The 23,354-nt window shown below is 66.7% G+C and carries 24 protein-coding genes; 16 read left to right on the top strand and 8 right to left on the bottom strand.

What is annotated here, in order from left to right; all coding sequences use genetic code 11:
• Nucleotides 1-3 precede the first annotated feature (3 nt).
• From accB to AB3X96_RS29220, 4 genes are all read right to left on the bottom strand, one after another.
• Complete coding sequence (gene accB / locus AB3X96_RS29235; RefSeq protein WP_176121879.1) at nt 4-471, bottom strand: acetyl-CoA carboxylase biotin carboxyl carrier protein; 468 nt, start codon at nt 469-471, stop codon at nt 4-6.
• A 78-nt stretch (nt 472-549) separates the two neighbouring features.
• Nucleotides 550-1,005: a type II 3-dehydroquinate dehydratase gene (gene aroQ / locus AB3X96_RS29230; protein WP_368592444.1), complete on the bottom strand. Its 456-nt coding sequence runs from the start codon at nt 1,003-1,005 to the stop codon at nt 550-552.
• 208 nt (nt 1,006-1,213) lie between these two features.
• Complete coding sequence (locus tag AB3X96_RS29225; RefSeq protein WP_176105020.1) at nt 1,214-1,774, bottom strand: TlpA disulfide reductase family protein; 561 nt, start codon at nt 1,772-1,774, stop codon at nt 1,214-1,216.
• A gap of 19 nt (nt 1,775-1,793) precedes the next feature.
• Entirely contained in the window at nt 1,794-2,444 is a 651-nt protein-coding gene (locus tag AB3X96_RS29220; protein WP_176365579.1) for a UDP-N-acetylmuramate--alanine ligase, read from the bottom strand.
• 187 nt (nt 2,445-2,631) lie between these two features.
• On the opposite strand from AB3X96_RS29220, the gene mpl reads away from it, so the two are divergent.
• The 16 genes from mpl to pyrF all read left to right on the top strand — a co-directional run bounded on the left by mpl (nt 2,632) and on the right by pyrF (nt 20,505).
• Nucleotides 2,632-4,026, top strand: coding sequence for a UDP-N-acetylmuramate:L-alanyl-gamma-D-glutamyl-meso-diaminopimelate ligase (mpl, locus tag AB3X96_RS29215; protein WP_176105023.1), 1,395 nt, complete (start codon nt 2,632-2,634; stop codon nt 4,024-4,026).
• Nucleotides 4,023-4,637, top strand: a complete 615-nt coding sequence (locus AB3X96_RS29210) for a YqiA/YcfP family alpha/beta fold hydrolase (RefSeq protein ID WP_368592443.1) — start codon at nt 4,023-4,025, stop codon at nt 4,635-4,637. Before mpl ends, AB3X96_RS29210 begins: the two co-directional genes overlap by 4 nt.
• A gap of 215 nt (nt 4,638-4,852) precedes the next feature.
• A complete protein-coding gene (locus tag AB3X96_RS29205; RefSeq protein WP_368592442.1) occupies nt 4,853-6,997 on the top strand; it encodes a ribonuclease catalytic domain-containing protein in 2,145 nt (714 codons plus the stop codon).
• A complete protein-coding gene (gene aroE, locus AB3X96_RS29200) occupies nt 6,994-7,857 on the top strand; it encodes a shikimate dehydrogenase (RefSeq protein ID WP_368592441.1) in 864 nt (287 codons plus the stop codon). The genes AB3X96_RS29205 and aroE overlap by 4 nt, the downstream gene beginning before the upstream one ends.
• A 25-nt stretch (nt 7,858-7,882) precedes the next feature.
• Complete coding sequence (mtgA, locus tag AB3X96_RS29195; RefSeq protein ID WP_368592440.1) at nt 7,883-8,617, top strand: monofunctional biosynthetic peptidoglycan transglycosylase; 735 nt, start codon at nt 7,883-7,885, stop codon at nt 8,615-8,617.
• 363 nt (nt 8,618-8,980) lie between these two features.
• Complete coding sequence (locus AB3X96_RS29190; protein WP_368592439.1) at nt 8,981-9,997, top strand: IclR family transcriptional regulator; 1,017 nt, start codon at nt 8,981-8,983, stop codon at nt 9,995-9,997.
• Nucleotides 9,994-11,109 (top strand): 2-dehydro-3-deoxygalactonokinase, encoded by a 1,116-nt coding sequence (locus AB3X96_RS29185; protein WP_368592438.1) that lies wholly within the window; start codon nt 9,994-9,996, stop codon nt 11,107-11,109. Before AB3X96_RS29190 ends, AB3X96_RS29185 begins: the two co-directional genes overlap by 4 nt.
• 45 nt (nt 11,110-11,154) lie before the next feature.
• Nucleotides 11,155-11,835 carry a 2-dehydro-3-deoxy-6-phosphogalactonate aldolase gene (locus AB3X96_RS29180; RefSeq protein ID WP_368592437.1) on the top strand — a complete coding sequence of 227 codons (681 nt, stop codon included), beginning with the start codon at nt 11,155-11,157 and terminating at the stop codon, nt 11,833-11,835.
• The gene (locus AB3X96_RS29175; protein WP_368592436.1) at nt 11,832-12,614 is read left to right on the top strand and encodes an SDR family oxidoreductase; all 783 of its coding nucleotides are present in this window, start codon (nt 11,832-11,834) and stop codon (nt 12,612-12,614) included. The genes AB3X96_RS29180 and AB3X96_RS29175 overlap by 4 nt, the downstream gene beginning before the upstream one ends.
• A gap of 121 nt (nt 12,615-12,735) precedes the next feature.
• Nucleotides 12,736-13,734 (top strand): arabinose ABC transporter substrate-binding protein, encoded by a 999-nt coding sequence (locus AB3X96_RS29170; RefSeq protein ID WP_368592435.1) that lies wholly within the window; start codon nt 12,736-12,738, stop codon nt 13,732-13,734.
• A gap of 105 nt (nt 13,735-13,839) precedes the next feature.
• Nucleotides 13,840-15,402 (top strand): L-arabinose ABC transporter ATP-binding protein AraG, encoded by a 1,563-nt coding sequence (gene araG / locus AB3X96_RS29165; RefSeq protein WP_368592434.1) that lies wholly within the window; start codon nt 13,840-13,842, stop codon nt 15,400-15,402.
• 53 nt (nt 15,403-15,455) lie between these two features.
• Nucleotides 15,456-16,472: an L-arabinose ABC transporter permease AraH gene (gene araH, locus AB3X96_RS29160; RefSeq protein ID WP_176105037.1), complete on the top strand. Its 1,017-nt coding sequence runs from the start codon at nt 15,456-15,458 to the stop codon at nt 16,470-16,472.
• A gap of 41 nt (nt 16,473-16,513) precedes the next feature.
• Nucleotides 16,514-17,314 (top strand): SDR family NAD(P)-dependent oxidoreductase, encoded by an 801-nt coding sequence (locus tag AB3X96_RS29155; RefSeq protein WP_176380919.1) that lies wholly within the window; start codon nt 16,514-16,516, stop codon nt 17,312-17,314.
• Nucleotides 17,311-18,252 carry an SMP-30/gluconolactonase/LRE family protein gene (locus AB3X96_RS29150; protein ID WP_368592433.1) on the top strand — a complete coding sequence of 314 codons (942 nt, stop codon included), beginning with the start codon at nt 17,311-17,313 and terminating at the stop codon, nt 18,250-18,252. Before AB3X96_RS29155 ends, AB3X96_RS29150 begins: the two co-directional genes overlap by 4 nt.
• Nucleotides 18,253-18,473: 221 nt before the next feature.
• Nucleotides 18,474-19,535, top strand: a complete 1,062-nt coding sequence (locus AB3X96_RS29145) for an aldose 1-epimerase (protein WP_176121857.1) — start codon at nt 18,474-18,476, stop codon at nt 19,533-19,535.
• Nucleotides 19,536-19,689: 154 nt separating this feature from the next.
• Nucleotides 19,690-20,505 (top strand): orotidine-5'-phosphate decarboxylase, encoded by an 816-nt coding sequence (gene pyrF / locus AB3X96_RS29140; protein ID WP_368592432.1) that lies wholly within the window; start codon nt 19,690-19,692, stop codon nt 20,503-20,505.
• Nucleotides 20,506-20,541: 36 nt separating this feature from the next.
• Here the strand turns inward: pyrF and AB3X96_RS29135 are convergent, their stop codons facing one another.
• The 4 genes from AB3X96_RS29135 to thiL all read right to left on the bottom strand — a co-directional run bounded on the left by AB3X96_RS29135 (nt 20,542) and on the right by thiL (nt 23,281).
• On the bottom strand, nt 20,542-21,072 hold the full coding sequence (locus AB3X96_RS29135; RefSeq protein WP_368592431.1) for a cupin domain-containing protein: 531 nt from the start codon (nt 21,070-21,072) through the stop codon (nt 20,542-20,544).
• Between the two features lie 32 nt (nt 21,073-21,104).
• Nucleotides 21,105-21,605 carry a CinA family protein gene (locus AB3X96_RS29130; RefSeq protein WP_368592430.1) on the bottom strand — a complete coding sequence of 167 codons (501 nt, stop codon included), beginning with the start codon at nt 21,603-21,605 and terminating at the stop codon, nt 21,105-21,107.
• 109 nt (nt 21,606-21,714) lie between these two features.
• On the bottom strand, nt 21,715-22,290 hold the full coding sequence (locus AB3X96_RS29125; RefSeq protein ID WP_368592429.1) for a phosphatidylglycerophosphatase A: 576 nt from the start codon (nt 22,288-22,290) through the stop codon (nt 21,715-21,717).
• Nucleotides 22,280-23,281 carry a thiamine-phosphate kinase gene (gene thiL / locus AB3X96_RS29120; protein ID WP_368592428.1) on the bottom strand — a complete coding sequence of 334 codons (1,002 nt, stop codon included), beginning with the start codon at nt 23,279-23,281 and terminating at the stop codon, nt 22,280-22,282. The genes AB3X96_RS29125 and thiL overlap by 11 nt, the downstream gene beginning before the upstream one ends.
• Between the last annotated feature and the right edge of the window lie 73 nt (nt 23,282-23,354).

Here is a 23,354-nt window from a genome sequence, read left to right as displayed (position 1 = left end):
GCGTTAGCCGACCACGAACAGCGGTTGGCCGTACTCGACCGCCTGGCCGTTTTCGACGAGGATTTCCTTGACCACGCCCGACTTGTCCGCCTCGATCTCGTTGAGCAGCTTCATCGCTTCGATGATGCAGATGGTCTGGCCTTCCTTGACCGTGTCGCCGACTTGCACGAACGGATCGGCGCCCGGCGACGGCGCGCGGTAGAAGGTGCCGACCATCGGCGAAGTGACGACGTGACCCTGCGGCGCGGCGGCCGCCGGCGTAGCGGGAGCGTTCGCGGCGGCCGGCGCTTCGACTGCTGCCGGCGCGGCTTGCGGGAATTGCGGTGCAGCGTACGAGGCGGACGGTTGGACGTAAACCGGCGGCGCATTCTTGACGATGCGGACCTTGCCTTCGCCCTCGGTCACTTCGAGTTCGGAAATACCGGACTCCGAGACGAGGTCGATCAGAGTTTTGAGTTTACGTAGATCCATCAGGGTGCCCCTTTCAATGCGTAGTGTGCCGGCGCGTGCAAACGTGCAGTAGCCGGCTCAAATTGGACGTGTTTGGATTCAGCCGCGCGACGTGCCGGCGGCGAGCCGGTCGAGCGCGAATTCGAGCGCGTACAGATACCCCTTCCAGCCGAGGCCGCAAATTACGCCCTCTGCCTGGTCGGAGAAATACGAGTGATGCCTGAACGGTTCCCGGCGATGCACGTTCGACAGATGAATCTCGACGAACGGGATGCCAACCCCCGCTAGTGCGTCCCGAATGGCCACGCTGGTGTGCGTGTACGCGGCGGGATTGATCAGGATGAAATCGGTTTGCTCGGTGCGGGCCGCCTGAATGCGGTCGACCAGCGCGCCTTCGTGATTGCTCTGGAACGACGCAAGGTCGACGCCTGCATCGGCTGCACGGTCCGCTAGCGCCTGATCGATCTGCGGCAGGGTCACGCGACCGTAGACCTCGGGTTCCCGGGTACCGAGAAGGTTGAGGTTGGGTCCGTGCAGTACCAGCAGGCGCGTCATGGTCGCTTCTTTTTCCGTGGAATTGCGCGCACTTTAGCGCTGATTAGAGAAACTTGTCTAGTTTCGTGCGCGTACGCGGCGACGGCCGGGGCGGCCCGCCGCACAGCCGTGAGCCGAACTTCACTCAAATTCGGGGATTATCCGCCTATTTCCGCTCGTTCTGCACGCAAGCGGGTGCCAAAAGCGCAGCGTCAGAAATCGGGGAAATTTACAGCGTGTCGAGCGTCTGGCGCAGGGCCGTAGGGTCGATCTGGCCCAATTTTGTCGAGCGGATGTTGCCTTTTGCGTCGATCACGACGGTAAACGGCAAACCTCCCGCATTGTTGCCGAACGCGCGCGCGAGGTCGGCGCCACCGAAGCCGGTCACGTAGATCGGGTACGCGACCTTGACCTTCTGCAGGAAGGTTTGGATGTTCTTTTCCGAGTCGACGCCGAGACCGACGAACTGGATGCCTTTCTTCGCGTATTCGCGCTGGATCTGCGACAGCTCAGGCATTTCCTGGACGCACGGGCCACACCACGACGCCCAGAAGTTGACGACGATCGGGTGGCCCTTGAGCATGCTCAGCGACTGCGGCTTGCCGTCGACATTCGTGACCGGCGCGCTCCACAGCTGCTGGACGGGGCTCGCATGGGTGTCAGGCTGTGACCCGCCCTGCGCCGCGTACGCGACGTCGGTACCGCGATTGAGCCAGTGATTGGCCAGCACGCCGCCGCCCGCGGCGACCAGCGCGACGGCCGCGCCCGCCAGCATACGTCTTGTGTTCATCGTGCTCCGTTCTGTCTGGTCAATTGGTGAAGGACGGCACCTGGTCGCCGTCGAGCAGCGCCTGCACCGCCGGCAAATTCGCCCGCGCCGTGCGGCCGCGCGCGTCGGCGCGCACCGCGCCGCGCAGGTCGTCGGTTTCATACAGCGCGACGTGGATGCCGACCGGCTCGGCGTTGCGATGGTCTGCCGGGCGCCACAGAAAGCTCAGCGTCTCCACGTAGCCGCGTCCCGCGAAATGGCGCGTTTCCGACACGTCGTACTGGATGTTCGCGTTCAGCATGTAGATCGCGACTTCCTTCGGGTTGTCGCAAAACACCTGCAGATGGACGTCCGAATGCTCGCCGGCCGTGCCGCCGAGCACCGCGCCCGTCAGATACGGATTGAACGGCGCGAGCCGCTCCATCCATTCGACCGCGGTCACACGCAGCCGCCGCAAAAGCGCCGGCTGGCTGTCACCCTGGAACAGCGACTGATATTCGCGGATTTCTTCTTCGATCTGGTCGTTGTCCGGCAGCCATTCGCCGGCGACACGGGTCTCGCCGACGACCTGCCGGGCCGCCTTGCGCTTCGCGCTGGCGTAGTCCAGACCGTCTTCGGCAATCAGGCGCGCAGCCGCGATCGCGATTTCCTCGCGCACGCGTTGCGGATCGAAATGTGATTTGCGGACCATCCCTGCATCATACTAGATCGGGCCTGGCGACGCGGTCGGGCGGCCCGGACGGGGCGGCGCCGGGCGTGGCCCGCAGGGGCGGCGCGCGCCGTGTCGGTTACAATAGGCGTCCTTTGCAGACGGTCGTTCCGGCCGTCCTGCGGCCTCCCATCCCTCGCAAAAAACGCCCCCACGGCACGACAGGCTTATGCATATCCACATCCTCGGCATCTGCGGCACCTTCATGGGCGGACTCGCGGTGCTCGCGCGCAATGCGGGCCACACGGTGACCGGCTGCGACGCCGGCGTCTACCCGCCGATGAGCACGCAGCTCGAGGCGCAAGGCATCCGCCTGATCGAGGGTTACGACGCGGAACAGCTGAACGGCCTGAACGCTGATCTATTCGTGATCGGCAACGTGGTCACGCGCGGCAACCCGCTGATGGAAGCGATTCTGGACCGCGGCCTGCCGTACGTGTCTGGTCCGCAGTGGCTCGGCGAGCACGTGCTGAACGGCAAATGGGTGCTGGCCGTGGCCGGCACGCACGGCAAGACCACCACGAGCTCGATGCTGACCTGGCTGCTCGAAGACGCGGGCCTGAATCCGGGCTTTCTGATCGGCGGTGTGCCGCTGAATTTCGGCGTGTCGGCGCGGCTCACCGATTCGAGCTTCTTCGTGATCGAAGCCGACGAATACGACACCGCATTCTTCGATAAACGTTCGAAGTTCGTCCATTACCGCCCGAAAACGGCGGTGCTGAACAATCTCGAATTCGATCACGCCGACATCTTCCCCGATCTCGCCGCGATCGAAACGCAGTTCCATCATCTGATCCGCACGGTACCGCGCCTCGGCCGGGTCGTCACGAACGGCCGCGAGGACGCGCTCGAGCGCGTGCTGACGCGCGGCTGCTGGAGCGAGGTCGAGCGCTTTGGCGTACAGGGTGGCTGGGAGATCCAGCCGGCGGAGCAGGGCGTGCCCGTTGACGAACGCTTTGCCGTCTATCACAACGGCGAGCGCGTCGGCGTGGTCGACTGGCAGGTGCAGGGCGAACATAACCGCATGAACGCGCTCGCCGCGATTGCCGCCGCCCGCCACGTCGGCGTGCCGCCCGCGCAGGCCGCGAAATCGCTGTCGAGCTTCCGCAACGTCAAGCGCCGCATGGAAGTGCGGGGCAGCGTCGACGGCGTGACCGTATACGACGACTTCGCGCATCACCCCACCGCGATCGAGACGACGGTGGCCGGGCTGCGTGCGCGCGTCGGTCGCGACAACACGCGAATTCTCGCGGTGCTCGAACCGCGCTCGAACACGATGAAGCTCGGCGTGATGAAAGCGCAACTGCCGGCAAGCCTCGCCGACGCCGACCTCGTGTTCGGCTACGGTGCGCCGAGCGGGCGCGACGCGCTCGGCTGGAACCTCGGCGAAGCGCTCGCGCCGCTCGACGGCAAGGCCCAGGCGTTCGACAACCTCGACGCGCTCGTGAAAGCGGTGGTCCACGCGGCGCGCCCCGGCGATCAGATTCTGGTGATGAGCAATGGCGGCTTCGGCGGCGTGCATCAGAAGCTGCTCGACGGTCTTTCGACGCGAGGCGCGTCGTGATTCTCTATCTGCACGGTTTCCGTTCGTCGCCGAATTCGTTCAAGGCGCGTCTGCTCGCGGCGCGTCTCGCCGAACTGGACCGCGCCGACGAGTGGTGCTGCCCGATGCTGCCGGTGTCGCCGTTCGAAACCGTGGTGCTCGCCGAATCGCTGGTCGCCGACGCACGCGCGAAGGGCGATGCACGGCAGGTGACCGTGATCGGCAGTTCGCTGGGCGGCTACTTCGCCACGCACCTGGCCGAGAAGCACGGCTGGCCGGCCGTGCTGCTGAACCCGGCGGTCGTGCCGCAGCGCGACCTGAGCGCGTATCTCGGCGAGCAGCCGCTGTGGCATGGCGGCGGCAGCATCGTCGTCGAGCCGCATCATCTGGATGAATTGCGCGCGCTCGGCGTCGCGTCGATCACGCGGCCCGAACGCTATTATTTGATGGCAGCCACCGGCGACGAAGTGCTCGACTACCGCGAAATGCTCGCGCACTATCCGGGCGCGCGCACCACGCTGATCGAGGGCAGTGACCATGCGATCAGCGAGTTCGCGCAGTACCTCGACGACGTGCTGGCCTTCTGCGACGGCGAAGACGTCGAGCCGCCGGCGCCGCGCGCGGCGGCCTGACGGCGTGCCAGGGCGGTGGCACCGATCCCTGCAAGGACATCAGCCGGAAAGACACACCGACCGCCACCGCTGGTCGCAAGATTCAACCCGCTGGCACGCGCAGTGCGCGCCGCGGATTCACTATCACGAACAGGTTGCCGTGCCGCGCATGCAGTAATCGATCGCCACCGGGCGTCGGGCGCGCCGGCAGATGCAAGTCAGAACGAGAGTATTGAGTGAACGTTTTCTTCGAGGAATCGGGCAGTTTCAAGGCCGGCAGCGTGCTGTCGCGTCAGGGTGACGCGTTTCAGGTCGAGTTGCCGGGCGGGCGGCGCGCGAAGGTGCGCGCGAAGGATGTGCTGATCGAGTTCGAGAAACCCACTGCGGCCGAACTGATGCAGCAGGCCGACACGTTGGCGCAGGAGATCGATCTGGACTTCCTGTGGGAATGCGCGCCGGACGATGAATTCCCGTTCGCGACGCTGGGCGCCGAGTACTTCGGCGCGAGCTTCGGCGCGGTCGAGCGCGCGGCGCTGGTGCTGCGCATGCACGGCTCGCCGGTGTACTTCCGGCGCAAGGGCCGCGGCATGTACCAGCGCGCGCCGCAAGAGCAGCTGAAGATGGCGCTCGCGGGTCTCGAGCGCAAGCGCCAGCAGGCGCTCGTGCAGGCGCAGTACGAAGAAGAGCTGAAGGCAGGCCGTCTACCGGAAGCGTTCGCGGGCGGCAAGGGCCTCGCGCTCCTGACGAAGCCCGACAAGAACACGATCGAGTACAAAGCGCTCGAAAACGCCGCGGCCGCGCGCGGCATCTCGCAGGCGCGGCTGATGCTCGAATGCGGCGCGATCGCGTCGCCGCGCGCGCTGCACGAAGCGAAATTCCTGTCCGAGTACTTCCCGCATGGCACCGGCTTCCCGTCCGTTGCGGCCGCGAACGTGCCCGACGATCTGCCGCAGGCCGACGTCGAAGCGTTCTCGATCGACGACATCACCACGACGGAAATCGACGACGCATTCTCGGTCGAACATCTGGCCGACGGCCGGGTGCGGATCGGCGTGCACATCGCCGCGCCGGCGCTCGGCATCCAGCGCGGCGACGACGTCGATGCGATCGCGCGTGCGCGTTTGTCGACGGTCTACATGCCCGGCGACAAGATCACGATGCTGCCCGACAGCGTCGTCGACACCTTCACGCTCGGCGAGGGCGACTATCGGCCAGCGCTATCGCTGTACGTGATCGTCAATCGCGAGACGCAGGAGATCGTCGCGAGCGAAACGCGCGCCGAGCGCGTGTTCGTCAAGAGCAACCTGCGCCACAACACGCTCGACGAAGTCGTCACCGAGGAGGCGCTCGCCGAGGGCACCGGCGAGTATCCGCACAAGGACGATATCGCCGTGCTGTGGCCGTTCGCGCAGGCGCTGTTCGAAAAGCGCCAGACCGCGCGCGCCGGCTACGGCCTGCGTCGCGAAGTGCAGCGCAATACCGATTTCAATTTCTACGTCGACGGCGAGCACATCACGATCACGCCGCGCCGGCGCGGCTCGCCGCTCGACACGATCGTCGCCGAGCTGGCGATTCTCGCGAACTCGTCGTGGGGCGCGTTCCTGCACGATCACGGCGTGCCGGGCATCTATCGCACGCAGCGCGCGTTCGGCGCGCCAAGCGGCCCGAAGCGCACGCGCATGCAGACCAACGCGGCGCCGCATGAAGGGCTCGGCGTCTCGCAATACGCGTGGAGCACGTCGCCGCTGCGCCGCTACGTCGACCTCGTGAACCAGTGGCAGCTGATCGCGTGCGTGCAGCATGGCGTGACTGCCAAGCTCGCCGCGCCGTTCAAGCCGAAGGACGCCGATCTGTTCGCGGTCGTGCAGGGCTTCGACGACACCTACACCGCATATGCCGACTACCAGCGCCGCATGGAGTACTTCTGGTGTCTGCGCTGGCTCACGCAGGAAAACCGCAAGCAGGTAGTCGCATCGGTTGTGAAGGGCGATCTCGTGCGTCTCGAGGAGATTCCGCTGCTGCTGCACGTGCCGGGTCTCGGCGTGCATGCGCGCGGCACGCGTTTGCAGCTGGAAGTGATGTCGATCGACGAACTGACGATCGAAGCGTCTGTGCGTCTGTTGCACGTGCTCGATGCGCCGACCGTGACGAGCGGCGCCGAAGCCGAAGAAGGCGAGGACGAGGGCGACGAAGAGTTGCTCGACGCAGCGGACGACAGCGCCGAAAGCGAAGCGGAGGCGCAAGCGGAAGCCGACGGCGGTAATCCGAACGACAACCCCGGCGCCGACGAATCCGCGGCAAGCGGCAACGGCAACGGCAGCGGCAACGACGCATCGAACACCGCCGACAACGACCAACACATCACGGAGCCGGGACGATGAACGGCAACCCAGCGCGCGATCGCTACGCGGTCATCGGCAACCCGGTCGGGCATAGCAAGTCGCCGTTCATCCACGGCCGCTTCGCCGCGCAAACCGGCGAGCCGATCGAGTACAGTCATCTGCTCGCGCCGGTCGACGCGTTCGTGCCGCACGTGCGCGCGTTCATCGAAGCGGGCGGGCGCGGCCTGAACGTGACGGTGCCGTTCAAGCTCGACGCGCATGTGTTCGCGAACACGCTGTCGCCGCGCGCGGCGGCGGCCGGCGCGGTGAACACGCTGAGGGTCGACGCCGACGGCATCTACGGCGACAACACGGACGGCTTCGGCCTCGTGCGCGACATCGAGGTGAATCTCGGGGTGTCGCTGAAAGGGGCGCGCATCCTGCTGCTCGGCGCGGGCGGGGCCGCGCGCGGTGTCGTGCTGCCGATGCTCGACCGCGCGCCGCATACGCTGACGATCGTCAACCGCACGGCGCAGAAGGCCGAGGCGCTGGTCGATCAGTTCGCGCAGGCAGCCGGCGACGCGCGCTGCCGGCTGAGCGGCGGCAGCGCCCGCGCGATCGAAGCGGGCCAGTACGACGTGATCGTCAACGCGACCGCGGGCAGCCTCGATGCCTCGCTGCCCGAGTGCGACGACCGCGCGTTCGGCAACGGCACGCTCGCTTACGACATGATGTACAGCGCGCATCCAACTGTCTTCATGCAGCACGCGGCGAAGCTAGGCGCGCGCGGCGCCGACGGTCTCGGCATGCTGGTCGAGCAGGCGGCCGAATCGTTCTATGTGTGGCGCGGTGTGCGCCCCGATGGCGCGCCGGTGCTCGCCGAATTGCGGGCGCTGCTGACGGCGCCGTCGCGCGCATAACGTCAGCGCGCGGACAGCACGCACCATGACAGCGACGCGGCGCGCCAGCGGTTCGCGCGGCCAGGCCGGCCCGCTGCGCTGGCTCGCCTGGCTGATCGCGGTCGTGGCCATCGCCTGGCTCGCGACGCAGGCGTACTACTTCGCGCAGATCGCGATCTGGAACGTCGTCAATCCGCGCTCGACCGCGTTCATGCGCTCGGACGCGTGGCGTCTGTCGCAGGACCGGCCGGATCTGTCGGTGCAGCGCACGTGGGTGCCGTACGAGCAGATTTCCCGCAACCTGAAGCGCGCGATCATCGCGTCCGAGGACGCGAACTTCGTCAACAACAAGGGCTACGAAACCGACGCGATGTTGCAGGCATGGGAGCGCAACAAGGCGCAAGCCCGGATCGTGCGCGGCGGCTCGACGATCTCGCAGCAGCTCGCGCGCAATCTGTTCCTGTCGCGCGAGAAGAGCTATATCCGCAAGGGCCAGGAGCTGATCATCACGTGGATGCTCGAAACGCTGATGGACAAGCAGCGCATCTTCGAGATCTATCTGAACTCGGTCGAATGGGGCAACGGCGTGTACGGCGCCGAGGCGGCCGCGCAGTACTACTTCAAGACCTCGGCGAGCAAACTCACGGCCGCGCAGTCCGCGCGGCTCGCGGTGATGCTGCCGCGCCCCAGATATTTCGATGAACACAGGAATTCGGCGTATCTCGCACAACGCGCGCGAGTCATCGCGCGGCGAATGGGCGCGGCCGAATTGCCGGATTGAAAAGCGCTGTCGATCTCCCTGGTTTTCGGTTCCGAAGCCCGCCTCGCGCGGGTTTTTTTGTGTCTTTTCGCCGGGGCATGGCGTCCCGCTAAACAGTTGATCGCCCACTAAAATCTCATTATCTGGGCTCAACATTCACATATTGGTGATTCTCAAAAGTCGCCCTACAATCCAAGCCAACATGCATCGCAAGTAGGCGCTCCAGCGCGCCGAAACAGCGAACCGCGACAGAAAAACCGGAGACGAGGCCAACATGTCTGGCAGCCAACCACAGCAGCCGCGCGAGCGCGGCGCCGCACGCATTCCCGCCCTGTGCTCCGGCCCCGCGCGCTAAGCGCAGAAACCATCGGAAAGCGAATCGCCATGAACAAAGCGATGCCTACTCACGGCGCTAGCCCGGCCGAGGCGGCGCCGGGGTCGAACGGCGGGCCGGACAGTGCCGCGAATCCCGCGCCGCGCGAGGCTTCAGCCGTCACCGCCAATGTCGCCGCCAGTGCGTCCGCTACCGCGAGGGCGTCGCGCCCGGTGCAGCGCGCGGCAACCGTCGACGGACTCGGGCTGCCCGTCACGCTGCTGGAAATCACGCCGCAGCAGGCCGGCACACAGACACTGTTGCGCGGCCTCGCGATTCTCGAGGCGGCGGCGGCCGGCGTGCGCGATCTGCGCAGCTTCGGCGCCGCGCTCGGCACCACCCGCAGCACCACGCATCGACTCGTCAGCAGCCTCGTGCAGGCGCGCTATCTGCGTCAGGTGCAGGGCGGCTATCTGCTCGGGCCGAAGCTGATCGAGCTCGGCACGATCGCGCTCGAACAGATGCCGCTGACGGCCGTCGCGCGTCCGCATCTGCAGTCGCTGGCCGAGCACACGCTCGACACGATCCACCTCGGCGTGCGCGATGGCGACGACGTGCTGTACATCGACAAGATCCCTGGCACGCGCGGCCTCGAAATGCGCTCGCGCGTCGGCCATCGGATGCCGCTCGCGTCGACCGGCATCGGCAAGGCGATGATGCTCGACCTCGCGCCGGACGCATGGCAGTCGCTGTTCGACGCGTCGCGCCGCGCGCTCGCGGGGGTCAGCTTCAAGCCCGACAACCGCCCCGACGCGGCGACCTTCCTGCAGCGCATGACGAACTACGCGGCCGGCGGCTACACGTTCGATCTCGAAGAGAACGAAGCGTCGATCCGTTGCGTCGCGGCGCCGGTGCGCGATGCGTCGGGCGCGATCGTCGCGGCGTTGTCGGTGGCGAGCACGATTCCGTATATGCCGCTCGAACGGATGGACGAACTGATTCCGGTCGTGCAGCGCGAGGCGCGCGCGATTTCGGAAGAACTTGGTTGGCGCGCACCGCAACCGGCCACGCGCAGGATCAAGCGATGAAACAAGCGGGCACCGCCACGCTGGCGAACCACCAGGCGCCCGCCGCGCCCACCTCGGGCGTGGAGCCGGACGCGACCGATGGCACAGATACCGCCGCCGTCGATTTCACGCATGCCGAGCTGATCGCGCTCGACTGGGGCACGACGTCGCTGCGCGCCTATCTGTTCGACGCGCACGGTCGCGTGCTGGCGACGCGCGCATCGACGGCCGGCATCATGAATCTGCCGCGCAGCGCGGCCGAGAGCGGCTTCGACGCGGCGTTCGACGACGCCTGCGGCGCGTGGCTCGAGCACGCGCGCGGCGTGCCGGTGATCGCAGCGGGGATGGTGGGCAGCGCGCAAGGCTGGCTCGAAGCGCCGTATGTCGAGACGCCCGCCAACGCCGATGCGCTCGTGGCCGGCATCGTCCGCGTGCCGACCGCGCGCGGCGCGACGCTGCACATCGTGCCGGGCGTGCTGCAACGCGGCGAGTTGCCGAACGTGATGCGCGGTGAGGAGACGCAGATTTTCGGCGCGCTCAGCGCGGACGCGAACGGCGTGCAAGACGCGAGCGCCGTCGACAGCAATGCCCGTTCACTGATCGGCCTGCCCGGCACGCACGCGAAATGGGCGGTCGTGCAGGCGGAGCGCATCGAGCGTTTTCATACTTTCATGACCGGCGAGGTATTCGCCGCGCTGCGCGAGCACACCATTCTCGGCCGCACGATGGTCACGCCCGATCGGCCGGATACCGAAGCATTTTTGCGCGGCGTGAACATCGCGCGCGAGAAAGGTCAGGCGGGCGTGCTCGCGACCGTGTTCAGCACGCGCACGCTCGGCTTGACCGGCGCGCTGTCGAGCGAGGCACAGCCCGACTATCTGTCGGGCCTGCTGATCGGACACGAACTCGCCGGCCTCGAAGCGGTACTCGCGCAGCAAGGCAGCTCGCTCGCGCAGCAGAGTCTGCGGCTGATCGGCAACGACGCGCTGTGCGAGCGCTACCGCCTCGCGCTCGCGCAATTCGGCTGTCTGCGCGCGGAGCCGGTCAGGCACGCGACCGAACGCGGCCTGTGGCGCGTTGCCGTGGCAGCGGGGCTCGTGCAGCCGTCCGCGCAGGCGGCGCGCGCGGGCTGACCGGCGGCAGAGCCCTTTACGACGCTCACGAAACAAGGAACCGACATGCAACCACATATCAATCTGCCCGGACCGTACATGCCGCACGCGGGTCTGATCGCCGCGTTCGAAGTCTGTCCGCTGATCGCGATCATGCGCGGCGTCACGCCCGCCGACGCGGCCGATCACGGTCAAGCGCTGTACGAAGCGGGTTTCCGCATCGTCGAAGTACCGCTCAATTCGCCGCAGCCTTTCGACAGCATCTCCGCGATCCGCAAGGTGCTGCCGGCCGACGCGATCGTCGGCGCGGGCACCGTGCTGCATCCGCTCTACGTCGACGAAGTGAAGTCGGCGGGCGGCGAGCTCGTCGTGATGCCGCACAGCGACCCGGAAGTCGTGATCGCCGCGAAGGCGCGCGGCCTTGCCTGCGCGCCCGGCGTCGCGACGCCGACCGAAGCGTTCATCGCGCTGAAGAACGGCGCCGACGTGCTGAAGATGTTCCCCGCCGAGCAGCTCGGCTGCCAGGTCGTCAAGGCGTGGCGCGCGGTGATCGCCGCGCAGGTGCCGCTCGTGCCGGTCGGCGGCATCACGCCGGACAACATGGGCCCGTTCCTGAGCGCCGGCGCCAACGGTTTCGGCCTCGGCTCGGCGCTGTACAAGCCGGGCCAGAGCGCGGCGGTGACCGCGTCGCATGCGAAGGCGTTCATCAACGGTCTGCGGATCGCCCGCGCAGGAGCGAAGAAATGAACCGGCTCGCCGGCAAAGCCGCTCTCGTGACCGGTGCCGGGCGCGGCATCGGCGCGGCGATCGCGCTCGCGTTCGCGCGCGAGGGCGCGGCGGTCGTGCTGGCGGAACTCGATCTCGACACGGCGCAGCGCACGGCCGGGCGGATCGAGGCGGAACTCGGCGCCGGCGCGCGCGCACTCGCGGTGCAGACCGACGTGACCCAACCCGCGTCGCTTCGGCATGCGGTGAGCGTTGGCGAGCGCGCGTTCGGTGCGCTCGACATCCTCGTCAACAACGCGGGCATCAACGTGTTTTGCGATCCGCTGACGATGACCGACGCCGACTGGCGGCGCTGCTTCGCGGTCGATCTCGACGGCGTGTGGAATGGCTGTCGCGCGGTGCTGCCGGGGATGGTCGAGCGCGGCGCGGGCAGCATCGTGAACATCGCGTCGACCCACGCGTTCAAGATCATTCCGGGCTGCTTTCCGTACCCGGTCGCGAAGCATGGCGTGATCGGCCTCACGCGCGCGCTCGGCATCGAGTACGCGCCGTGCAACGTGCGCGTGAACGCGATCGCGCCGGGCTACATCGAGACGCAGCTGACGCACGACTGGTGGAACGAGCAGCCCGATCCGGCCGCCGCGCAGCAGGCGACGCTCGATCTGCAACCGATGAAGCGCATCGGCCGACCGGAGGAGGTGGCGATGACCGCGGTGTTCCTCGCGTCGGACGAGGCGCCGTTCATCAACGCGAGCTGCATCACCGTCGATGGTGGCCGCTCGGCGCTGTATCACGACTGAATTCGCATCGCGAAGAGACGCACAGAACACCGGACGACGCGCTGGCCGCGTGTGTCAGGACCGGTATAAGAAGACGCGGCCGATTACCTTCTCGTTATCAATTAGTCAGGAGACACGCATCATGAAACGTAGAATTTTCCTCACGCTGGCAGCGGCGGCGACGGGTGTGCTCTTCAATGCGCCGGTCGCACAGGCAGCCGATACGGTCAAGATCGGCTTCGTCGTGAAGCAGCCGGAAGAGCCGTGGTTCCAGGACGAATGGAAGTTCGCCGAGATCGCCGCCAAGGACAAGGGCTTCACGCTCGTGAAAATCGGCGCGCCGTCGGGCGAGAAGGTGATGAGCGCAATCGATAACCTCGCCGCGCAGAAGGCGCAGGGCTTCGTGATCTGCACGCCCGACGTCAAGCTCGGGCCAGGTATCGTCGCGAAGGCGAAGGCCGACGGCCTGAAGATGATGACGGTCGACGACCGCCTCGTCGACGGCGCGGGCAAGCCGATCGAAGCGGTGCCGCATATGGGCATCTCGGCGTATAACATCGGCAAGCAGGTCGGCGACGGCATCGCGGCTGAAATCAAGAAGCGCGGCTGGGACATGAAGGACGTCGGCGCGATCGACGTGACCTATGAGCAGCTGCCGACCGCGCATGACCGCACCACCGGCGCGACCGACGCCCTCGTCGCCGCGGGCTTCCCGAAAGCGAACGTGATCACCGCGCCGCAAGCGAAGACCGACACCGAAAACGCTTTCAACGCCGCCAACATCGCGCTGACGAAGAACCCGCAGTTCAAGCACTGGGTCGCTTACGCGCTGAACGACGAAGGCGTGCTCGGCGCGGTGCGCGCGGCGGAAGGCCGTGGCTTCAAGGCCGACAACATGATCGGTATCGGCATCGGCGGCTCGGACTCCGCGCTGAACGAGTTCAAGAAGCCGCAGCCGACGGGCTTCTTCGGCACCGTGATCATCAGCCCGAAGCGCCACGGCGAGGAAACCTCGGAACTGATGTACTCGTGGATCACCCAGGGCAAGGAGCCGCCGCTGCTGACGCTGACGACCGGCATGCTGGCGACGCGCGACAACGTCGGCGAAGTGCGCGAGAAGATGGGCCTCGCGTCGAAGTAATCGCGGGTCTTGCGGTGACATGAAGTACACCGCCGGCGCGCCGCTCTCTCTGCCTGTTGCGGAGGGCGGCGCGCGTACGGTCTACATGAGGGATGAGGAGGCGAAGTGTCAGCGACGCTACGTTTTGACAATATCGGCAAGGTTTTTCCAGGCGTGCGTGCGCTCGACGGTGTGTCCTTCGACGTCAACGTCGGCCAGGTGCACGGCCTGATGGGCGAAAACGGCGCGGGAAAATCGACGCTGCTGAAAATTCTCGGCGGCGAGTATCAGCCCGATTCGGGCCGCATGATGATCGACGGCAACGAGGTGCGCTTTCCGAGCGCGGCCGCGTCGATCGGTGCCGGCATCGCGGTGATTCACCAGGAACTGCAGTACGTGCCCGACCTCACGGTCGCGGAGAACCTGCTGCTCGGCCAACTGCCCAATTCTCTCGGCTGGGTCAACAAGCGCGAGGCGAAGCGCTTCGTGCGCGAGCGGCTCGAGGCGATGGGCGTCGCGCTCGATCCGAACGCGAAACTGCGCAAGCTGTCGATCGCGCAGCGGCAGATGGTCGAAATCTGCAAGGCGCTGATGCGCAACGCGCGTGTGATCGCGCTCGACGAGCCGACCAGCTCGCTGTCGCATCGCGAGACCGAGGTGCTGTTCAAGCTGGTGCGCGATCTGCGTGCCGACAATCGCGCGATGATCTACATCTCGCATCGGATGGACGAGATCTACGAGCTGTGCGACGCGTGCACGATCTTCCGCGACGGCCGCAAGGTCGCGTCGCATCCGACGCTCGAAGGCGTGTCGCGCGACACGATCGTCAGCGAGATGGTCGGGCGCGAAATTTCGGACATCTATAGCTATGCGGCGCGGCCGCTCGGCGAAGTGCGCTTCGCGGCGAAGGCGATCGAAGGCCATCCGCTCGCGCAGCCGGCGAGCTTCGAGGTGCGGCGCGGCGAGATCGTCGGCTTCTTCGGTCTGGTCGGCGCGGGCCGCAGCGAGCTGATGCATCTGGTGTATGGCGCCGAGCATCGCAAGGGCGGCGAGCTCGTGCTCGACGGCAAGCCGATCAAGGTGCGCAGCGCGGGCGAGGCGATCAAACACGGCATCGTGCTGTGCCCCGAGGATCGCAAGGAAGAGGGCATCGTCGCGATGGCGAGCGTCGCGGAGAACATCAACATCAGCTGCCGCCGTCACTATCTGCGTGCGGGCGTGTTTCTCGATCGCAAAAAAGAGGCGCAGACGGCGGACCGTTTCATCAAGCTGCTGAAGATCAAGACGCCGCATCGCCGGCAGAAGATCCGCTTCCTGTCGGGCGGTAATCAGCAGAAGGCGATTCTGTCGCGCTGGCTCGCCGAGCCTGATCTGAAAGTCGTGATTCTCGACGAACCGACGCGCGGCATCGACGTCGGCGCGAAGCACGAGATCTATAACGTGATCTATCAGCTCGCCGAGCGCGGCTGCGCGATCGTGATGATTTCGTCGGAATTGCCGGAAGTGCTCGGCGTATCCGACCGGATCGTCGTGATGCGCCAGGGCCGCATTTCCGGCGAACTCGCGCGCAAGGACGCGACCGAGCAGTCGGTGCTGAGCCTCGCATTGCCGCAGAGCTCGACCGCGCTACCTGGTGAGTCGAACACGAACGCGAACGCAGCCAACCAGAGCGGCTCGCGCGCGGCCTGAACCTTATCCGGACGAGAGTCCGCAACCCGTGGGGACGGGGAGGAGTATTGAACATGCAAGCCAGAGAAAATCTCGCGCAGCAGGCCGCCAAGAGCGCGGCCGACGCGCTGATTCCGCAGCCTACCGACAAGGCCAAGTGGTGGCAGCAGATCACCGAGTACAGCCTGATCGTGATCTTCATCGTGATGTTCGTCACGATGTCGCTGACCGTCGATCATTTCTTCTCGATCGAGAACATGCTCGGCCTCGCGCTGTCGATCTCGCAGATCGGCATGGTCGCGTGCACGATGATGTTCTGTCTCGCGTCGCGCGACTTCGACCTGTCGGTCGGCTCGACCGTCGCGTTCGCCGGCGTGCTGTGCGCGATGGTGCTCAACGCGACCGACAGCACGGTCATCGCGATCATCGCGGCGGTCGCGGCGGGCGCGGTGATCGGCTTCGTCAACGGCGCGGTGATCGCTTATCTGCGCATCAATGCGCTGATCACGACGCTCGCGACGATGGAAATCGTCCGCGGCCTCGGTTTCATCGTGTCGCATGGTCAGGCGGTCGGCGTATCGTCGGATACTTTCATCGCGCTCGGCGGCCTGACGTTCTTCGGCGTGTCGCTGCCGATCTGGGTCACCCTGATCTGCTTCATCGTGTTCGGCGTGATGCTGAACCAGACCGTGTACGGCCGCAATACGCTCGCAATCGGCGGTAATCCGGAAGCGTCGCGCCTCGCCGGTATCAATGTGGAGCGCACTCGCGTCTACATCTTCCTGATCCAGGGCGCCGTCACCGCGCTCGCCGGCGTGATTCTCGCGTCGCGTATCACGTCGGGTCAGCCGAACGCCGCCGAAGGCTTCGAGCTGAACGTGATCTCCGCGTGCGTGCTCGGCGGCGTGTCGCTGCTGGGCGGCCGCGCGACGATCTCGGGCGTCGTGATCGGCGTGCTGATCATGGGCACGGTCGAGAACGTGATGAACCTCTTGAACATCGACGCGTTCTACCAGTACCTGGTGCGCGGCGCGATCCTGCTCGCGGCCGTGTTGCTCGACCAGTTGAAGAACCGCGGCTCGCGCGACTGAGCCGCTTTCACCTCATCCCAAGCTCATTAAGGAATCGAACGATGTCGTCTCCGGCCAATGCAAACGCCAGCCTCTCTGACACCGCGTACGCGCGCTATCCGAGCCTCGTCGACCGTACGGTGCTGATCACGGGCGGCGCGACCGGCATCGGCGCATCGTTCGTCGAGCACTTCGCGGCGCAGGGCGCGCGCGTCGCGTTCTTCGATATCGACGCGAGCGCCGGCGAAGCCCTCGCCGACCAGCTCGGCGATTCGAAGCACAAGCCGCTCTTTCTCCCGTGCGATCTGACCGATGTCGACGCGCTGCAAAAAGCGATCGCCGACGTGAAGGCGGCGCTGGGTCCGATCCAGGTGCTGATCAACAATGCGGCGAACGACAAGCGCCATCAGATCGCCGACGTGACGCGCGAGTCGTTCGACGCCGGCATCGCCGTGAACATCCGCCACCAGTTCTTCGCGGCGCAGGCCGTGATGGAAGACATGAAGGCCGCGCGTAGCGGCTCGATCATCAATCTCGGCTCGATCAGCTGGATGCTGAAGAACGGCGGCTATCCGGTGTACGTGATGTCGAAGTCGGCGGTGCAGGGGCTCACGCGCGGGCTCGCGCGCGACCTCGGCCACTTCAATATCCGCGTCAACACGCTCGTGCCGGGCTGGGTGATGACCGAGAAGCAGCTGCGCCTGTGGCTCGACGACAACGGCCGCCGGCAGATCAAGGAAGGCCAGTGCATCGACGCCGAGCTGATGCCGGCCGACCTCGCGCGCATGGCGCTATTCCTCGCCGCCGACGACAGCCGCATGATCACCGCGCAGGACATCGTCGTCGACGGGGGCTGGGCGTGAGCCGCAGCCCGCGCGTGCAACGGGCCACGCTGCTGCTCGACGCGCAGTGCGAACTCGGCGAAGGCGCGACCTGGTGCGCCCGCAGTGGCCGTTTCTACTGGACCGACATCGAAGGCGCGCGGCTGTGGCGCTACGATCCGGCCGACGGCCGCAGCGATTCGTTCGACATGCCCGAGCGGCTCGCCACCTTCGCGCTGTGCGAAAACCCGCGCTACGTGCTGCTCGGGCTCGCTTCGCATCTGGCGTTTTTCGATCTGCAGACCGGCACTACGCAGCCGATCGTCGAAGTCGAACCCGGCATGAACACGCGCGTGAACGATGGCCGCTGCGATCGGCAAGGGCGCTTCGTGTTCGGCACGAAGGACGAAAGCGGGCAACGGCAGACGGTCGCCGGCTTCTATCGGTTGAATCACGATCTATCGCTCGAACGCTTACCGTTGCCAGCGCCGGCAATTTCGAACAGCATCGCATTCAGTCCCGACGGCGCGACGATGTACTACTGCGATTCGCCGACGCGTGAAATCCGCGCGTGCGACTATCGCGCCGATGGCAGCATCGCGAACGATCGCCTGTTCACGCGTCTAACCGATGCGAACGGCATCCCCGACGGCTCGACCGTCGACAGCGACGGCGGCCTGTGGAACGCGCAGTGGGGCGGCGCGCGCGTGGTGCGCTACGGTCCCGACGGTGTGGAAACCGAGCGCATCGACGTGCCGACCACGCAGCCGAGTTGCGTCGCGATCGGCGGTGCCGCGCTCGGCGAGGCCCCGGGCAGCGCCCGGGGCGAGACGGCGCTCGACACGCTGTACATCACGAGCGCCTACGCCGAACTCGATGCAACGGCGCGCGCGGCCGATACGCTCGCGGGCGACCTGTTCGTCGCGACGCTTTCACGGCGAGGTGTTGCGGAACCGCTGTTCCAGGGCGCGCCTATCTAGCGCAGAATGACGCAGCCCCGGCCGCGCGCCGGGGCCGCGATCCTGAAGGTGAAGCACAAGTCGATGTGGCAGTTTCGGTCCGCGAGCGATACGCCCGCGACCGGCCGGCAACGAATCGGCAGCATGCAGTTCGGACTCGAGGCGAATTGGTCATAAAAAATCGCCCGCAACTCCCGTCAACCCTGACGGCAACGTCCCCACGCCTCTCGATGGAGCCAGATATGACTGTTGCGAATCTCGTTTCAGCCTCATCCCCAACCTCTCAAACGCGACGCTCGCGACTTGCCGCGGCGGCCAATCCCGTGCTGGCGGGCCCGAGCACGTCGGCGGTGGCGCTCGGCGAAGGCAGTGCCGGCGATGTCGCGTGCATTACGCTCGCCAACTCGCAATTGCGTCTCGATGTCGCACCGACGCTCGGCGGCGGCGTGACCCGCTTTGACTGGCGCGACGACGGCGCACTGACGCCGATCTTCCGGCGCTGCAGTCAAGTCGGCGTCGATACGGAACCGAACCAGCTTGCCTGCTATCCGCTGTTGCCGTACTCGAACCGCATCGGCGGCGGTCATTTCAGCGTGGGCGGGCGGCGCGTCGAGGTGCCGCGCAACCGCGCCGAGGAACCCCTGCCGATTCACGGCGACGGCTGGCTCGCGCAATGGCAGGTGCTCGACGCGGGCCGCGAGCACGTGCGCCTCGCGCTCGACCGCAGCGAAGGCAAGCCGTACGCGTTCCGCGCGACGCAAACCTACACGCTCGACGGCCCGACGCTCGTCATCGCGCTCGAAATCGAAAACGCCGGCCGTGAGACGCTGCCGTTCGGGCTCGGCGTGCATCCATTCTTTGTGCGCGACGCGGACACCGAGCTGTCGGCGGCGGCTGGCGGCCTGTGGCTGTCGGGGGACGACTGGCTGCCGGTGCGCCACGTGCCGGCGCCGCCCGCGTGGCAGTTCGGCGTCGCGTATCCGCTGCCGGAGACGATCGTCAATCACGCGTTCACCGGCTGGAGCGGCCAGGCGGCGGTGGTGTGGCCGAAGCGCCGGCTGTCGCTGAACATCGCCGCCGATACCGACTACTACGTGCTGTACACGCCGCCCGGCGAAGACTTCTTCTGCTTCGAGCCGGTCGATCATCCGATCAATGCGATGAACCTGGCCGGCGGCGCGAGCGAAAACGGCATGACGCTGCTCAAGCGCGGCGAGCGGCTGACGCGCACTTTCCGCTTCACCGTCGAGCGGACTGGGCTGCGCTCGATGCCGGGCGGGCGTGGCGCGCGGCGCAGGCAGTAGTTGTCGGCGTAGCCGCCGGGCCGCCGGCAGGGCGGCTGGCGCTGCTACCGCCAATGAGGTGCGGGCCGCGCGCTGACCGCCATCGACGGATGGCGATCGTGGGACGGGTAAAATACGCGCCTCCCCCGAATACAGGCTCGCCGCGAGACTCACCATGTCCAACTTCATCCAGACACTCAACGACGCCTGGCAGCGCACGAACTCGCTGCTGTGCGTTGGGCTCGATCCCGAGCCCAGCAAATTTCCGGGCGCGCTCGCGGGCCGCGCCGATGCGATCTTCGAGTTCTGCCGCACGATCGTCGATGCAACCGCGCCGTACGCGTCGTCGTTCAAGCCGCAGATCGCCTACTTCGCCGCGCATCGCGCGGAAGACCAGCTCGAGCGGCTGATCGCCCACATTCATGCGAACCATCCGGGCCTGCCGGTGATTCTCGACGCCAAGCGCGGCGATATTGGCAGCACCGCCGAGCAGTACGCGCGCGAGGCGTTCGAGCGCTACCAGGCGGACGCGGTGACGGTCAATCCGTACATGGGTTTCGATTCGATCGAACCGTATCTCGAGCACGCGGGCAAGGGCGTGATCGTGTTGTGCCGCACGTCGAACGCGGGCGGCTCGGACTTGCAGTTTCTCGAGACGGGCGGCCGGCCGCTGTACCAGGTCGTCGCTCAACTGGCCGCGCAGAAGTGGAATGCGAGCGGCCAGCTGGGGCTCGTGGTCGGCGCGACGTTTCCGAAGGAAATCGAAGTGGTGCGCGGGATCGTCGGCGACATGCCGCTGTTGATTCCGGGCATCGGCGCGCAAGGCGGCGACGTGCAGGCCACCGTGAGCGCCGGACGCACCGCGAACGGCACCGGCATGCTGATCAACTCTTCGCGCGCGATCATCTACGCGGGCAAGGGCGACGACTTCGCGCAAGCGGCCGCGCAGGCCGCGAAGGACACCCGCGACCGGATCAACGCGTTTCGTTGATTCGGCGGGCGGTCCCGCGCCGGGCCGTGCGGCGCGTCAGCGCGCCGGTCCGAGCCGCTCGATCAACTCCGCATGGCGCGGATGCCGCGCCTTCAGCGCATCGACCTCCGCGAGTTCGAACTCGCTGAATTCGAAACCCGGCGCGACCGTGCAGCCGACCAGCGCGAACGACGCCGGATCGGCGCACTCAGCCGCGAACCACATGCCGGCCGGCACGACGGCCTGATACACCGTGTCGGGATGCGTGAGCGGATTGCCGAGCCGGTGCGTGACGAGTGCACCGCCGGCATCGCTTTCATCGAGCACGTGAACCAGCAGCGGCTCGCCGGCGTAGAAATGCCAGACCTCGTCGGATCGGATCCGATGCCACGCCGAATGCGCGCGATCGCACAGCATGTAATAGATCGCGGTCGACGCCGCACGGGTGTTCTCAGTCTCGCTCGCTTCGCCGGCGCGCAGCACGCGCGCGGCCGAGCGATAAGTCTCCGCGAAAAAGCCGCCTTCAGGATGTGGCTTCAGGTCGAAGCGACGGATCAGGTCATCAGCGATCGCGCGCGAATCCGGCATTGTCCGCCTCTCCAGTAATAGTCAGGCGCCGCTCAATGCTCGCGTTCGTCGAGTAGCGCCAGCAGACCGCGCAGCGCGTGCGCTGCCGCCTGCACGCGGATCTGCTCGCGATCGCCCTTGAAAATCTTCGTTTCCACCGACGTATGCAGCCGGTTGGTCCAGCCGAACGACACCATGCCGACCGGCTTGGTTTCGGTGCCGCCACCGGGCCCCGCGACGCCGGTTATCGACAGCGACACTTGCGCGCGGCTGTTGCGCAGCGCGCCTTCGGCCATCGCTCGCGCGACCGGTTCGCTGACCGCGCCGTGCTTTTCGATCAGGTCGGGCGGCACGCCGATCATTTCACTCTTCGCCTGGTTCGAATACGTGACGAAGCCGCGTTCGAACCAGCCACTGCTGCCGGAGATGTCGGTGATCGCGGTCGCGACCATGCCGCCCGTGCAGGACTCGGCGGTCACGAGCATCAGGCGCTCGTCGCGCAGACGGTTGCTCACGCGGATCGCAAGCTGGTGAACGACGGAATCGGTAGGCATGGCGTCAGTCAATCCGGAAAACGAAGCCGGCCGTGAGGCGCGGCGAACGGCAGGGGCCGGGTGGCGACCAAAAGAGTCGAACGGTGCTCAGATCGCGGTCGGGCAGCGCTCAAACCGACATCCGCCACAGCGCAATCACGAGCAACGTGAAGAACGCGGCGATCAGGTCATCGAACATGATGCCAAAGCCGCCTTTCAGCCGGCGGTCGAAGTAGCCGATCGGCGGCGGCTTCACCATGTCGAAGAAGCGGAAGATCACGAACGCCCACATCTGAGCGGCGAGCGTGGCGGGCGTGACCATCAGCAGCACGAGCCAGAACGCGACGATTTCGTCCCACACGACCGCCGACGGATCCTCGACGCCAAGCCGCTTCGCCGTAAAGCCGCACAGCGCGATGCCGGCGAGAAAGCCGACGCCGATCAGCACGCCCCATTCGATAACGGTCAGATAGCGGCTCAGTGCCGCGAAGGACGCCCAACCGAACAGCGTGCCGATCGTGCCCGGCGCGATGGGCGACAGCCCGCTGCCGAAGCCGAGCGACAGGATGTGGACTGGGTGCGACAGCATGAAGCGCGCGGTCGCGCGGCGTGGCTGAGCGGGCTTCGGCGCGCGCGGTCCTGGTACTTGCGGCGGCTCGCTGCCGAGGAGGTCGTCGGCGGGGCCGAGCGGGGGGTCATTCTGCATGAAAGTGATCGAAACCTTGCAAGGTCAGAGTGAGCGGCGCGCCGGTGGCGTTGCGCCACGCGATGGCCGGGCGGTCGGTGGCCGCCTCCAGTGCGCTTATTGTACCGATGCGAGTGACCGGCACAGCGGCCTTGTGCGCGGCGGCCTCGACCGCGGCGCGCGCGGCGCCGGGCGCGGTGAAGCACAGCTCGTAATCGTCGCCGCCGGCGAGCGTGCAGCGCTGCTGGACCTCGGGCGGCAGGCGGCGCAGCGCGGCCGAGCGCGGCACCGCGTCGACGTCGACGCTCGCACTTACCGACGAGCGCTCGAGGATATGCAGCAGATCGCCGGCGAGTCCGTCCGACAGGTCTAGCGCCGCGTGTGCGACGCCGCGCAGCGCGAGGCCGAGCGCGATGCGCGGCTCGGGGCGTTCGAGTGCCTGGCGGAACGCCGCGGCGTCGTTCCGATCGGCGGCCCATTCGCCGCGCTGCACGCCGAGGCCGGCGCGCGCGTCGCCGAGCGTGCCGGAAATCCAGATGTCGTCGCCGGGTTGCGCGGCATCGCGGCGCAATGCCGTTTGCGGCGGCACGCTGCCGAACACCGTGATGCACAGATTGAGCGGTCCGCCCGTCGTATCGCCGCCGATCAGCTCGCAACCGTAGCGCTCGGCCAGCGCGAACAGGCCTTCGCTGAACCCCGATAGCCAGGCTTCGTCGGCTTGCGGCAGCGAGAAGGCGAGCGTGAACGCCTGCGGCTGCGCGCCCATCGCGGCGAGGTCCGACAGGTTGACCGCGAGCGCCTTGTGACCGAGCGCTTCGGGATCGATATCTGCGAAGAAGTGACGGCCTTCGACCAGCATGTCCGTCGATATCGCGAGCATTTCGCCCGCAGGCGGTGCCAGCAACGCGCAGTCGTCGCCGATGCCGAGTGTGCCGCCTTCGGTAGTAGAGGGCCGCGCGTGGGCGGCGCGGCGGGCGAAGAAGCGGTCGATCAGCGAAAACTCGGAAAGCATGATGGCGTACGATGAGCGGAGAAGGATCGTAGAAATAGCGTAGGTGACCAGGTTTGAGCGTAATGCCCCTTCG

Source organism: Paraburkholderia sp. BR13439 (genome assembly GCF_040948805.1).
GTDB lineage: Bacteria > Pseudomonadota > Gammaproteobacteria > Burkholderiales > Burkholderiaceae > Paraburkholderia > Paraburkholderia youngii.
The sequence above is the reverse complement of the archived record's forward strand: the minus strand, read 5'-3'. Positions and strand labels throughout refer to the sequence as shown.

Coding starts and splice junctions, on each gene's coding strand:
- accB (WP_176121879.1), bottom strand. CDS start 471: ATGGATCTACGTAAACTCAAAACTCTGATCGACCTCGTCTCGGAGTCC.
- aroQ (WP_368592444.1), bottom strand. CDS start 1,005: ATGACGCGCCTGCTGGTACTGCACGGACCCAACCTCAACCTTCTCGGT.
- AB3X96_RS29225 (WP_176105020.1), bottom strand. CDS start 1,774: ATGAACACAAGACGTATGCTGGCGGGCGCGGCCGTCGCGCTGGTCGCC.
- AB3X96_RS29220 (WP_176365579.1), bottom strand. CDS start 2,444: ATGGTCCGCAAATCACATTTCGATCCGCAACGCGTGCGCGAGGAAATC.
- mpl (WP_176105023.1), top strand. CDS start 2,632: ATGCATATCCACATCCTCGGCATCTGCGGCACCTTCATGGGCGGACTC.
- aroE (WP_368592441.1), top strand. CDS start 6,994: ATGAACGGCAACCCAGCGCGCGATCGCTACGCGGTCATCGGCAACCCG.
- mtgA (WP_368592440.1), top strand. CDS start 7,883: ATGACAGCGACGCGGCGCGCCAGCGGTTCGCGCGGCCAGGCCGGCCCG.
- AB3X96_RS29190 (WP_368592439.1), top strand. CDS start 8,981: ATGAACAAAGCGATGCCTACTCACGGCGCTAGCCCGGCCGAGGCGGCG.
- AB3X96_RS29185 (WP_368592438.1), top strand. CDS start 9,994: ATGAAACAAGCGGGCACCGCCACGCTGGCGAACCACCAGGCGCCCGCC.
- AB3X96_RS29180 (WP_368592437.1), top strand. CDS start 11,155: ATGCAACCACATATCAATCTGCCCGGACCGTACATGCCGCACGCGGGT.
- AB3X96_RS29175 (WP_368592436.1), top strand. CDS start 11,832: ATGAACCGGCTCGCCGGCAAAGCCGCTCTCGTGACCGGTGCCGGGCGC.
- AB3X96_RS29170 (WP_368592435.1), top strand. CDS start 12,736: ATGAAACGTAGAATTTTCCTCACGCTGGCAGCGGCGGCGACGGGTGTG.
- araH (WP_176105037.1), top strand. CDS start 15,456: ATGCAAGCCAGAGAAAATCTCGCGCAGCAGGCCGCCAAGAGCGCGGCC.
- AB3X96_RS29155 (WP_176380919.1), top strand. CDS start 16,514: ATGTCGTCTCCGGCCAATGCAAACGCCAGCCTCTCTGACACCGCGTAC.
- AB3X96_RS29145 (WP_176121857.1), top strand. CDS start 18,474: ATGACTGTTGCGAATCTCGTTTCAGCCTCATCCCCAACCTCTCAAACG.
- pyrF (WP_368592432.1), top strand. CDS start 19,690: ATGTCCAACTTCATCCAGACACTCAACGACGCCTGGCAGCGCACGAAC.
- AB3X96_RS29135 (WP_368592431.1), bottom strand. CDS start 21,072: ATGCCGGATTCGCGCGCGATCGCTGATGACCTGATCCGTCGCTTCGAC.
- AB3X96_RS29130 (WP_368592430.1), bottom strand. CDS start 21,605: ATGCCTACCGATTCCGTCGTTCACCAGCTTGCGATCCGCGTGAGCAAC.
- AB3X96_RS29125 (WP_368592429.1), bottom strand. CDS start 22,290: ATGCAGAATGACCCCCCGCTCGGCCCCGCCGACGACCTCCTCGGCAGC.
- thiL (WP_368592428.1), bottom strand. CDS start 23,281: ATGCTTTCCGAGTTTTCGCTGATCGACCGCTTCTTCGCCCGCCGCGCC.